The organism is Micromonospora sp. DT15, from assembly GCF_049841475.1.
GTDB lineage: Bacteria > Actinomycetota > Actinomycetes > Mycobacteriales > Micromonosporaceae > Micromonospora.
On the sequence record NZ_JBNCKJ010000003.1, the window covers coordinates 518,363 to 530,011 of the forward strand.

General features: G+C 72.9%; 9 protein-coding genes. 3 read left to right on the top strand and 6 right to left on the bottom strand.

Translation table 11 applies throughout. The features are described 5' to 3' along the window. Positions 1 to 56 precede the first annotated feature (56 nt). The 5 genes from ACLQ3F_RS09910 to ACLQ3F_RS09930 are packed head-to-tail and all read right to left on the bottom strand — an operon-like array spanning position 57 to position 6,507. The gene (locus ACLQ3F_RS09910; RefSeq protein ID WP_357205895.1) at positions 57 to 437 is read right to left on the bottom strand and encodes a DUF742 domain-containing protein; all 381 of its coding nucleotides are present in this window, start codon (positions 435 to 437) and stop codon (positions 57 to 59) included. Continuing rightward, entirely contained in the window at positions 415 to 864 is a 450-nt protein-coding gene (locus tag ACLQ3F_RS09915) for a roadblock/LC7 domain-containing protein (RefSeq protein ID WP_355006158.1), read from the bottom strand. Before ACLQ3F_RS09915 ends, ACLQ3F_RS09910 begins: the two co-directional genes overlap by 23 nt. Next, entirely contained in the window at positions 861 to 2,813 is a 1,953-nt protein-coding gene (locus ACLQ3F_RS09920) for a nitrate- and nitrite sensing domain-containing protein (protein ID WP_425848093.1), read from the bottom strand. The genes ACLQ3F_RS09915 and ACLQ3F_RS09920 overlap by 4 nt, the downstream gene beginning before the upstream one ends. Next, the gene (locus ACLQ3F_RS09925) at positions 2,810 to 5,371 is read right to left on the bottom strand and encodes a LuxR C-terminal-related transcriptional regulator (RefSeq protein ID WP_425848096.1); all 2,562 of its coding nucleotides are present in this window, start codon (positions 5,369 to 5,371) and stop codon (positions 2,810 to 2,812) included. The genes ACLQ3F_RS09920 and ACLQ3F_RS09925 overlap by 4 nt, the downstream gene beginning before the upstream one ends. Positions 5,372 to 5,376: 5 nt before the next feature. Next, positions 5,377 to 6,507, bottom strand: a complete 1,131-nt coding sequence (locus ACLQ3F_RS09930; protein WP_425848097.1) for an Hsp70 family protein — start codon at positions 6,505 to 6,507, stop codon at positions 5,377 to 5,379. 430 nt (positions 6,508 to 6,937) lie between these two features. Here ACLQ3F_RS09930 and ACLQ3F_RS09935 point away from each other — a divergent pair, with 430 nt between their 5' ends. The 3 genes from ACLQ3F_RS09935 to ACLQ3F_RS09945 all read left to right on the top strand — a co-directional run bounded on the left by ACLQ3F_RS09935 (position 6,938) and on the right by ACLQ3F_RS09945 (position 11,251). Continuing rightward, a complete protein-coding gene (locus ACLQ3F_RS09935; RefSeq protein ID WP_357205822.1) occupies positions 6,938 to 7,822 on the top strand; it encodes an IniB N-terminal domain-containing protein in 885 nt (294 codons plus the stop codon). A 115-nt stretch (positions 7,823 to 7,937) separates the two neighbouring features. Further along, positions 7,938 to 9,794, top strand: a complete 1,857-nt coding sequence (locus tag ACLQ3F_RS09940; RefSeq protein ID WP_357261129.1) for a dynamin family protein — start codon at positions 7,938 to 7,940, stop codon at positions 9,792 to 9,794. Further along, positions 9,791 to 11,251: a hypothetical protein gene (locus tag ACLQ3F_RS09945; protein ID WP_357205819.1), complete on the top strand. Its 1,461-nt coding sequence runs from the start codon at positions 9,791 to 9,793 to the stop codon at positions 11,249 to 11,251. The genes ACLQ3F_RS09940 and ACLQ3F_RS09945 overlap by 4 nt, the downstream gene beginning before the upstream one ends. 75 nt (positions 11,252 to 11,326) lie before the next feature. On the opposite strand, the gene ACLQ3F_RS09950 is transcribed toward ACLQ3F_RS09945, so the two are convergent. Further along, complete coding sequence (locus ACLQ3F_RS09950; protein ID WP_357205816.1) at positions 11,327 to 11,617, bottom strand: DUF1540 domain-containing protein; 291 nt, start codon at positions 11,615 to 11,617, stop codon at positions 11,327 to 11,329. Positions 11,618 to 11,649: the final 32 nt, after the last annotated feature.

Consider the following 11,649-nt stretch of genomic DNA (forward strand, 5'->3'; position numbering starts at 1 on the left):
TTCGTCGCCGGGTGCGTGCCCACGATCCGTCCGGGTCGCGGGTGGCGGCTGCCCGGTCACAACCCGCGAAGCCCGACGAGTATCGCCTCGAGCAGGTCCTCGGTCGGCAGCTCCGACAGCATCGGCGGTTCGTGCGTCTCGATCAGCCCGGCCGCGAGCAGGTCACCGAGCAACACTCGGACCGTCCCCAGCGGAAGATCCAACTCGGCACCCACCTCGGCCACCGACACTGGATGGTGACACAGCTCGACGATCCGCGCCTGTTCGGGGAAGAGCGGCGTGGGAGGGGTAACCCCCCGCCGGGCGACGACCAGCGAGATCAGGTCGAACTGGCCGCGTGCGGGCGCGGTACGCCCCCCGGTCATCGTGTAGGGCCGGGCGACCGGGCCCGCGTCGTCGTCGTACCAAGCCTCGTCAGTGGCGCCGCTGGAGTGCACCTGTGTCCCCGATCGTCACCGAGGAGGCCGGGCCCAGCGTGATCGGCAGGTGCTGCTCGGCCTGCCCCACGAAGAGCGCCACCTCGTACGCCATGTCACCGACCTCGACGTCGTCACCGGCGATCCGCACGGTGAGGATGGTCCCGTTCGGGATGGTGGCGATGAACAGGAACGCTCGCGACATCTGCACCACGACCTGACGCAGCTCACCCGCCTCGCAGGTCCGGGTGGCGGCCAGCCCCAACGCGATCAGTCCGGCGACCACGCCGGAGATCTGCTCGGCCAGCTTCGCCCCCACCCGCCGCGAGCCACCCAGCGGCAGCCCGTCCGGTGAGAGCACCACTGCGAACTCCGCACCGTGCACCCGGTCGACCAGGTCGTTCAGGGCGTCGGTCAGGCCGCCCTCGGTGACCACTGCAGACGTCATTGTTGTCTCCTCGCTGTTCTGGCGACCGGCAACTCAACCGTGTCGAGGCTGGTCCGGACGTGTTCCGGGCCGTTCGGCCCGGGGTGGCGGACCCGCGTCGGCAGCGCGCCGTCGCCGACGGGGTCGGTCAGGTCGGCGCCGGTGTGGGCCGATGGGTACGGGCTGTCGGGTGGTGCGTTGGCCGGGATACCGCCGCTGCCGGTGACCGTGATCAGCCGGGAGGGTAGGAGCACGACAGCGGCCGTCCCGCCGCGCCGGCTGGGGCGCAGCGAGACGTGGGCACCGCATCGGTCGGCCAGTACGGCGGCCGCGTACCAGCCGGCGCGGCCCGGGGGCGGGCCGTCCGGCGGCGGACTGCCGAGCAGGTGGTTCGCCTCGGCCAGCGCGGCGGCGTCAAGGCCCGGCCCGTCGTCGACGACGATCACGGCACATCCCTGCGGTCGCTGTTCGCCGCTGACCCGCACTGTGGTCTCCGCCCCGGAGAAGGCCAGCGCGTTCTCGATCAGCTCCGCCAGCAGGTGGATGACGTCCGTGACGGCCGGGCCCGCGAGCGACCATGGCCAGTGCGGCGCGATCAGGACCCGGTGGTAGTCCGGCACCTCGGCGACCGCGCCGCGCGCCACGTCGAGCAGCGGCACCGGGCGTCGCCAGCGGCGGGCGGGTGTCGCGCCGGCCAGGGTGATCAGCTTCTCCACGTTGCGGCGGACCCGGGTGGTGAGGTGGTCGAGTTGGAACAGCTCGCCGGTCTCCTCGGTGGACCGTTCCCGACGTTGCATCCCGTCCAGCAGGCTGAGCTGGTCGCGCAGCAGGACCTGGTTGCGTCGGGTCAGCCCCAGGAACAGCTCCCGCTCGGTGTCAGCCTCCGGCGTCGCCTGCGTCGGGGGCGGGGCCGGCGTGCCCGGTAACGGAGTCGGGAGGTCGGTGCCGCTCCCGATCAGTTCGTCGGTCAGGCGTCGGACGGTGCCCGCCCAGCTCAGCAGGAGCACGAGCACGACGATGAGGCCGAGCCCCACGACCGCCCCGGTACGCGCGATGAGGATGGCGGCACCGGGGGTGGCCCGCTCGACGCTGCCGCGGGCGGTGTTCGTCACCACCGTCTGCAGCGCGCCGAGGGCGGCGTCCGCCGCGGCCCGCCAGTCCTGAACGGTGAGACCGGCCAGGGCGTTGGCGGCGCCGCCCTGGAGCAGCAGCCGGTCCTCCAGGGCGAGCAGGGCCGCGAACTCGGGGCCGGCCGCGAGGCGCTGATGCTCGGCCCGGCCGTCGGGCGGGAGCCCGGCCGCGGCCTCGGTGTGCGCGTACCGCTGGATGCTGACCAGCGCACTCAGCCGGCGCTGCTCGTCGGCGCTGAGCCGTGCGGCGGCCAGGCCCGCGCTGACCGCGGTGTCCTCCCGGGCGAGCAACTCCCGGGCGCGGGCCAGAGCGATCACCGCGCGGGTGTCGGCTGCCAACCCGCTCTCGTACGCGCCCCACTCCGGGCCGTACACCCCGAAGGCGACGTCGATGACCTCGTCGTACCCGTCGACTGCCGCGCCCTGGTCGAGCCCCCCGGTGTCGACCCGGGACCGGGTCGTGCCAAGGCCGTCGAGCCGGCGGACCAGCTCGCCGGCCCGGTCGCGGACGGTGCCGGCGCTGAGCAGCCGAAGGTCGCGGCCCTTGGTGAACTCGCGGATCTCGGCGGCGGCCCGGTCGGTGCCTTCCCGGGCCCCGACCAGCGCGGGCGTCGTCTGCCCCGCACCGGCGATCGTCTCGGCGGTGATCCGGCGTTCCGTCTGGAGGCTCAGGATCAGGCGGTCGATGGGCTGGCCCAGCGTGTCCGCCAGCGCCCGGACGCGCAGCAGGTCGACGGCATCCTGGCTGGACACGTAGGCCGCGTACGACCAGAGCGTCACCAGCACGGCGGCCAGCACGGCCAGCCTGGTCCGGATCAGCCGGACGTCGTCACGGGTCATCGGGTCGCCCGCTGCGGCCATGGTTGCCCGGCCGTGTCGCTGGCCCGATCGGCGACGAGGGTGCGCAGCAGCGCCAGCAGTTCGGTGCGGTTGGCGCAGTTGAGTCGGTTACGCATCCGCGCCACGTGGTGTTCGACGGTCTTGGCCGAGATGAAGAGCCGATCGCCGATCTCCCGGTAGGTCAAGCCGGCGAGCACCAGCTCGGCGACCTCGTACTCGCGGTCACTCAGGCCGTGTTGGGTGGGCCCGGCGACCCGCGCCGTGCTCGCACCGACCGTCGGTGTCTGCCCGCTCTGCCCGCTGGAGGGCCGCCCCTGCAACGCTCGGGCGCATTCCAGCAGGGTGGTCATCGCCCGTCGGTCCGCGGTGCGGATGGCGGCCTGCCCGGCGAGGCGGGCGCCGTCCCAGCACAACCCGGTGTCGTGCAGCCCTCGGGCGGCGGCCTCCACCCGGATCGGGTCGACGACACCCCGGAGCACCTCCACCCAGCTCTCCGCGGCTGCGGCGACCACTGCCGCGTACCGGCTGTGGCCGGCGGCGGCCAGCAACGCCGTGACGTGTCCGTCGGCGATCGTCGGCTCGCCGGTCAGGATGGCGGCGTGCAACCCGCTCCAGTGCAGCGGAACGCTCCACAATGGTGGATTGTCGAGGCGGTCGAGGAGCTCACGCCCCTGGTGCAGGTACGGCTCCAGCCGGGCCAGGTCACCCAGCCGTGCGCCCGCGATGGCCAGCTCACCCAACGGCAGCAGGGTGAACAGGTCGACGGGATGCCGCACCACGGCCTCCAGTGCCTGCTCCCAACCACGCTTGAGCGCCCCGAGGTCACTGTTGCGCCGGCCGATGCCCATCCGGATCGCGGCGGCGAAGAGCTGGTCGCGTGACTCCAGTGGCCGCCCGTCGAGCGTCACAGTGGCGAGCCGCTCGCCAGCGGCGTGGATCTCGCCACGGACCATCAGGATCCAGGCCTGCAACAGCCGGTGGCGGCGGGCCATCAGCGGGCCGCCGACACCGGCGCCCAGGGCGCGGTGCAGCACCCGCTCGGCGATTTCCAGCTCACCGCAGTGCACCGCCGTCAACGCGGCGAGTGCCGCCGGGCTGTCCGGCAGCAGCGCCGCCCGGCCGTCCGGCTCCAGCAGCGCGGCGGCCTGCACGAGCGCGGAGAGCGCGGCAGTCGGCGGGCCGGTCACGCTCTCCCGTACACCGTTGGCCATCAGTCGGGCGGCGCTGGCGTGCAGGGTCGGGGGTTCGCCCGCCGGGTCGCCCGCCGGTGACTCGGTGCTGGCGGCCGGGTCGCCGATGGCCAACCCGCCGACGATGGCGAACGCCGCCGCCGAGGCGGTGCCCGACCACCGGAACAGCTCGACGCTGCGACCGATGTGACCACGGTGGGCCAGGGCGGTGGCGGCGACCACGGCCGCCTCGGAGCGATCGGGGGGAGCGGCCGTGGCCAGGAGTCGGTCCGCCAGCCGAAGCGCGTCGTCGAGGTCACCGGCGAGCGCGGCGGCGAGCGCCTGCCGTGCGTTGGGCGGCCGGCCGGCCGCCGTGGCCGCCGCGAACAGCTCGGCGGCGAACGCCGGCTCGTCGGCCAGCGCCTCGTCCGCCGCAGCGGCCAGGGTCGCGGCCGGGCAGTCGCCGAGCGCGCCGAGCGCGAGCAGCGAACGGACCAGCGGCAGCACCGCCCCACCCCGGGCGAGCTGCAACTCGGTGAGCCCCCGCCAGACCGCTGTCCGCTCGGTGGTGGGGCTGAGTGTCGCGACGGCCCGCCGGACGATCGGTGCGAGCCGGCCGTCCGCGCCGAGAAGCCCGGCCGCCCTGGTCGTGGCGATCAGTTCGTCCACTCCGGCCGGGTCCCGGCCCAGCAGCGCGCCGAGCATGCTCACCGGCAGCGCCCCGCCGGCCGCGACAGCGAGCAGCAGTCGCCGTACCCCGGCGGGCTGGACGTCCAGGTCCGGCCCGAATTCGAGGATGACGGAGCGGGGTGGGTCCACCGTGCCGGTCCGAATCTCCGCGCCGGCCAGGCCGCGGGCCAGCCGTGCCACGTCCCGGGGTACGCCGGCAGTCTGCGTGTGGACGAAGTCGACCAGGTCGGCCGGGCGGCCCAGCTCGGGCGTGGTGGCGAGATGGGCGGCGGTCTGCTCCCGGGTGAACGGTGTGAGCAGCACGGCCTGCCCGTCGCGTCGCAGAGCGTCGACCAGCTCACTGAACGCCGCCGAACGGGGCCACGGGCGGTGGGCGACCACCAGCCGGTGTCGCCGGCCCGCGACCAGACGCAGCAGCGCTTCGGTCCGTGCGTCGTCGAGCAGGTGCGCGTCGTCGACCAGCACCACCGTGTCGGGGTCGACCGACTCATCCGGCTCCGGGGCGGCCGTGCGGACGGCGATCCCGGCGCGCTGGTGAACGCGCTCCAATTCGGTAAGGAACGCGGTCTTTCCGTGACCGGCCGGGCCGGCGACGCCGACGGCGAGTGGGCCGCTCGGGTCCTGCGCGACCGTGTCCAGTAGCGCCTGCAACCCCCTGTCCAGGATCAACCCTGGTGCGGCGAGGTCATTCATGATCATCGGGGTCATCCTTCGCGTCCGCGGCCGCGGGCCAGCGCCAGGCGGGACGGCTTCGGCAGTTCCAGTGGGAGGACCCGGACCGGGGGCCGCGGTGGCGGATCGCCCGGAACGGTGTGATGAGCGCGGCGTGGTGCCGGGAGGGTGGCCCGCCCGGCGCCGCTGACCGGGGCCGGAACTCGGGCCGGCGCTTGCTGGCGAGGGCGTGGTGACACCACCTGGCAGGCGGCCATCGCCGCCCCGGTGGCGGCGGTCAACTGTGCGTCCGGCTCCACCTCGACGGGCACCGCGAGAGCCGCGCCGATCAGTTCGGTCACCAGCGGGACCCGGGTGGAGCCGCCGGCCAGCAGGACGCCGTCGAGCTGCGCCGGGGTCAGGTCGGCACTGCGCACGGCCCGGAGCAGGAGGTCGACGGTGGCCTGCACCGTCGGGCGGATCATGGCCTCGAACTGCGCCCGGGTCACCGGCACCCGCGCCGGGCCGCTCGGCAGGGTCAGCACCACGTCGGCCGTGAGGTCGACGGTCAGCACCCGCTTGACCCGGTCACACTCCGCGCGCAGCCCGCGCAGCGCGGCCTGGGCCCCGCGACGCCCGGTCGCGGCCAACTCCCGAGCCAGCACGGTACGGGCATGCTCGGCGAGCGCCTCGTCGAAGTCGGCGCCACCGATCGAGTCGAGACCCTGCGGGGTGCCGAACGTCTCGTACGTGCCACGCGGGGTGCGGCGCACCAGAGCCGCCTCGAAACTGTTGCCCCCGAGGGCGTAGACAACGGCAGTGCTTCCCGCGAACCCCCGAGCGGCGTGGCTCTCGGCGACGGTGACCGTGCGGGGTAGCAACGTCACGTGCCGTAGGCCGAGGTCCGACAGGGCCCGGTGCAGCACCTCCCGCCGGTAGGGGCGCCACCCTGCCGGGTGGCTGAGCACGATCGCCTCGGCCGCCCCGCCCTCCAGGGCGTGGACCCGCTCGACCACCCACGCGGCCAGTTCGGCGGTCAGCGTCTGCGGCGCGCACGGTTCGCCGCCGAGCAGCACCGGCACGTCGTCGCCGATCCGGTGGACGAAGTCCCGGGTGGTGCGGCTGCCGTCGTCGGTCACCGGCTCGCCGACGCGCAGCGAACCGTCCTCGACCAGGCACAGCACCGAGGGTATGAGAGGTGAGCCGGCGCTCAGCGGGACGGCTTCGGGACGGGTCCAGGTTGCGCCGCGGCGCCGTGCGACGGCGGCGGCCGTGTTGCTGCTTCCGATGTCTATCCCCAGGACGTACGGCATCGTCTCTGTCTCTCCCCGTGAGTCAGCCGGTCGGTGGCGATGGCGTCGGCTGCCCGACGACCCACCCCCGGCGAACCCCGCGGGCTCCTACGTTCGTACCAGAGATCAGTCCCTGGTCGGGACCCTAATCTCGTCGGGACGGTTTCCCCCTGTCCCCCTAACGTACGAGGTGGCGCAGCCCCTAGTTCAACCGACCCGGATGCGGGCTCAGCCCCGATGCCCGGGGGTGAGCCCCGGCAATAGCGTCGTCACCGTCGACGTACGACACCCCGCCACAGCCACATCCGAGGAGAACCGGCACATGGACTCGCAGCAGACGCTCCACGACTTCGTGCTCGACCTACTGACGAACCCGGATGCGCGGTCGGCCTTCGACCTCGACCCCGAGGGTGCGTTGCGGGGCGCCGGGCTCACCGACATCACCGCTGCGGACGTGCAGGACGTCGTACCGCTGGTCGTCGACTACGCGCCGGGTGCCGGTCTCGCGCCGTTGGCCTCGCCGGTCGGGCAGCTCGGGCTGGACCCGCTGCTCACCGACACCACCGACGTGGTGGGTCAGTTGCAGAGCGTGGCGCAGCAGATCAGCGTCACCAGCTCGCCCAGTGGCGTGGACGTCAAGGCCGGCGTGCTCGGCGCCATCGCTGTCGACCCGTCGACCGCCGCCGCCGGGGTCACCGTGCTGCCGGGCATCGGTCTGGGTGTCGGCCCGTCCGGCCTCGACACCGACCTGGCCGGTGTCTCCGACGTGGCGCACACCCTCGACGCCGACGTGGTGCAGCCGGTGGACGCGATCGCTGACCCGGTGCTCGGGGACGTCACCGGCACCGTCGGCGACCCGAGCGGTCTGCTCGGCGTCACCGACTCGAACCTGATCGGCGGCGACCTGACCGGCGGTGTCCTCTCCGGCACCCACGGTCAGCTCGGCGGGGTCGTCAGCTCCCTCGGTGTCGACGACACCCTTGGCGGGCTGGGCCTCGGGCACGGCGACGGCATCGTCGGCGGGGTCCCGCCGCTCGACGTGTCGTCGACGGTGGGCGGCGTGACGCACCAGGTGGACAGCCTCCTCCCCGGTGTCACCGACACGGTCGGTGACGTGACCGGTGGGGTCACCGATGGTGTGCTCGGCGGCGACTCGCACGCCTCGTCCGATCACGGGCTGCTGGGTATCACCGGCGGTCTGCTCTGATCCGGAATCCCGGTCGGAGCGGAGGGCCGGATCGTCTCGGGCGATCCGGCCCTTCCCGGTTCCACATCCGGTCCCTCTTGATAATTGAGCCGAAATCCGCACACTTGGTGCGGTGATGGCCGGGATCTGGTTGGACGTGCTGGACGAAATCGCCCGCACGTGCAGTGCACACGGTCGCGGTGACCTACTTCAGACGGTGCGGCAGAAGCGCGCGCAACTGCTGGACCCGACGCTGCGTGTCCTGGTCATCGGCGAACCGAACCAGGGCAAGAGTCAGCTGATCAACGCGATCATCAACGCTCCGGCCTGCCCGGTCGGCGACGGCCGGACGACAGTCCTGCCGACCGTGGTGCGGCACGCCGAGGCCCCCACCGCGGCGGTGGCGCAGGCGCCACCATCAGCCCCGGGGCACCCCACCGGCGCCGCCGACGCGATGGCCGTCGAGCGGACCCCGGTGGCGCTCAACCAGGTCGCGGCGGGCGTGGCCGGCCTGGTCGGTCGTCGGCCGGGCGGCGGCCCGGCGTACGTCGAGATCGGAGTGCCCCGTGCGCTGCTCGGTGCCGGGTTGGTGCTGGTGGACACTCCCGGCACCGACGAGGTCGCCGGCATCGGCGCCGCCGCTCCGGTCGCCGCGCCGGCCCGCGCGGACACCGTGCTGCTGGTCTCCGACTCCACTCGGGAGTTGTCGGTCGCCGAGCTGAACATGCTGCTGCACATCATGCGTTCGCATCCGAACGTGGTGGTGGTGCAGAGCAAGACCGATCTGGTGGCGGACTGGCGGACTGTCGCCGAGCGCAACCGGCAGCACCTGGCCGAGGCGGGGGTTCCGGCGACGCTGATCCCGGTTTCGGCGGCGCTGCGACTGCGCGCGGCCGCCGCCGACGACCGTGGGCTCAACGCCGAGTCGGGCTTCCCCGCGTTGATCGCCCGCCTGCAAGGTGACCTGGCCGGCAAGGCCGACCACCTGGCTCGGGCGGCGGTGCAGACGGTGGCCCGGACGGTGGTGGAGCAGTTGGCCGCGCCGCTGCGCGCCGAGTTGGCGACCCAGGAGGCCGAGGAGCAGTCCGGGCCGATCTCCCGTCTGCACGCGGCGCAGCGCGAGGTCGACGAGTTGCGCCGGTGCTCCACCCGGTGGCAGAACACGCTGACCGACGAGATCACCGACCTGCTCGCCGACCTTGAGTACGACCTGCGTGACCGGACCAGACAGATCCTGCGCGCGGTGGACGAGGCGTTCGACACCGCGGACCCGTTGGTCGCCTGGGACACCTTCCAGGACTGGCTGGAGCGGAGCCTGGTGGAGGCGGCGGAGGCGAACCACGAGTGGCTGATCCAGCGCTGTGACTGGATCGCCCGGCGGGTGGCCGCCAACTTCGACAGGTACGGCTACGACGTGCTGCCGCCCTGGTCGATGACGATGCCGGACGACATCGGCGAGCGACTGCCCGACCTGCAACGGCCGACGATCGACAGGTTCACCACCGGTCAGAAGCTGTTCACGGGCATGAAGGGCTCGTACGGCGGCATGCTGATGTTCGGTCTGGCGACCACCCTGGCCGGCATGCCGATGATCAATCCGGTTTCGGTCGGCATCGGGGCGCTCTTCGGCGGCAAGAGCATCCGTGACGAGAGCAAGCAGTTGCTCCGTCGGCGGCAGGCGACGGTCAAGACGGCCATTCAGCGGCATGTCGACGATTTCTTCGTCCGGATCATCCGAGACTGCCGCGACGCCGCCCGGCAGGTGCAGCGGATGCTGCGCGACCACTTCACGGGGCTGACCGAGGAGCTGCAGGAGGCCATCGTGCAGTCGTTCCGCAGCGCGAAGCAGGAGGCCGACACCGATGCCTCGGTGCGCGAGCAGCGGCAGCGCGAGATCCGGCTGAAGATGACCAGGTTGGCGGCGGTGTACGAGCAGGCTCAGCAGTTGACCGGCGCCCGTTCCGCCCCGCTGCTGTTGGAGCCGCAGGCATGACCGTGGGAGTGCGCCTGGACGAGGCGGCGTGGGGGTTGCTGCACCAGGCCATCGAGCTGTACCAGGACAATCCCCGGGCTGTCGCCGAGCTTCGGCAACAGGTGGCCCGGTTGGAGCAGCCGCTGCGGATCGCCATCGTCGGCCCGTGGCGATCGGGTAAGTCGACGGTGCTCAACGCGTTGATGGGTGAGGAGGTCGCGCCGGTCGAGCGGGCGGACGGGGCCTTCACCTGGTACGAGGACGGTGCCGCGCCGCGTGCCACCGCCTACCCGGTCGGGCAGCCGCCGCAGGAGTTGGCGGTGGTGAAGTCGGCGACCGGGCTGCGGGTGGATCTGGGCTGGGGCGCGGGGGAGGTGCGGGACATCGTCGTGCGGTGGCCGACGCGGGCGCTGCGACAGATCACGCTGATCGACACTCCGGCGGTCACCGGTGGCGCCGAGCAGGGCCGGGCACCGGTGTTGGAGCGGGTGTTGCGCGACTCGGACGCGGTGTTGTACCTGACCCGCGACGGTCGCGACAGCGACCTGCGGGTGCTGGAGTCCGCACGGGACAGTGCCGTCGGGCAGTCCGCTCCGGTCAACGTGATCGTGGTGCTGTCCCGCGCCGACGAGACCGGTGGCGGCCGGATCGACGGCCTGCTCACGGCCCGACAGCTCGCTCGCCGGCACTACCGCGACCCGAGGGTGAACGCGCTCAGCGTCAACGTCGTGGCGTGCAGCGGCATGATCGGCCTGGCCGGCCGGTTGCTCGGTGAATCCGATTTCGCCGCGCTCGCGACAGTGGCTCAGGTGCCCCGGGCGGAGCTGGACACCCACCTCATCTCCGCCGACCGCTTCCTCAGCGGCGAGCTGCCGGTACGGCTGGACACCGAGGTACGCGCCGCGCTGCTGGGCCGGTTCGGGATCTTCGGTGTCCGGCTGGCGGCCACGCTGGTGCGCAGCGGGTTCGACAGCCGGGTGAAGCTCTCCGCCGAGTTGATTCGGCGAAGTGGTCTCACCGAGCTGCGTGAGTCGCTGACGCGGTCCTTCATCGATCGCCGCGACGCCCTCAAGGCGCGGTCCGCGCTGGCCGCGGTGGAGGCGCTGCTGCGGGCCGAGCCGACTCGGGGCTCCGCCGAGCTGGTCGGCGCGGTGGAGCAGATCCTCGCCGGCGCGCACGAGTTCCGGGAGCTGCGCCTGCTGGTGGCGCTGCGGAACACCCGGCTGGGGTTCGACGCGGAGCTGGCCGCCGAGGCGCAACGGCTGGTCGGCGGCGACGGGGTGGGCCTTGCGGCTCGGCTCGGTGTCGAGCATGAGGCCGACGTGCGGCAACTCTGGGAGGTCGCCGCCGAGGCGCAGTGGCGGTGGCGGGACCGGGCGGAGGATCCTCTGCTCCCGCTGGCACAGCGCCGTGGCGCTCAGGTCGTCGTCCGCAGTTGCGAGGGGATGATCGCCGAGCTGGCCGCGGGCGGGCGCTGAGCACCTGCCTGGTCGGCATCGGACGCGAGTGAGGGACGGCAGTGGAGGCCGTCCCTCACTCGTGTCGCGCCGGGATCAGCGCGGCTCGTACGTCTGACAGTCCGCGATGTCCTGACCCGGACCCACCCGGATGGACGGCGCGTGGCACTCCAGCTCGGCGTTGTGCTGACAGTCGGACCGCTTGCAGGCACCGACCTGGGCGATGACGCGGTCCAGCCCGCCCTTCGCCGAGGTGTCGATGAACGTGGCGCAGCTGGCGTTCTGCTGCCCGATGGTGATGGCGAACGCGTGGCAGCCGTCGTGGTTGTAGCCGCAGTCGGTGACTGTGCACTCGTGTACCCGCGGCATCTCCAGCATGTCGGTCATGGGGATCTCGCTTCCGTCGGTGGCACCGGGTC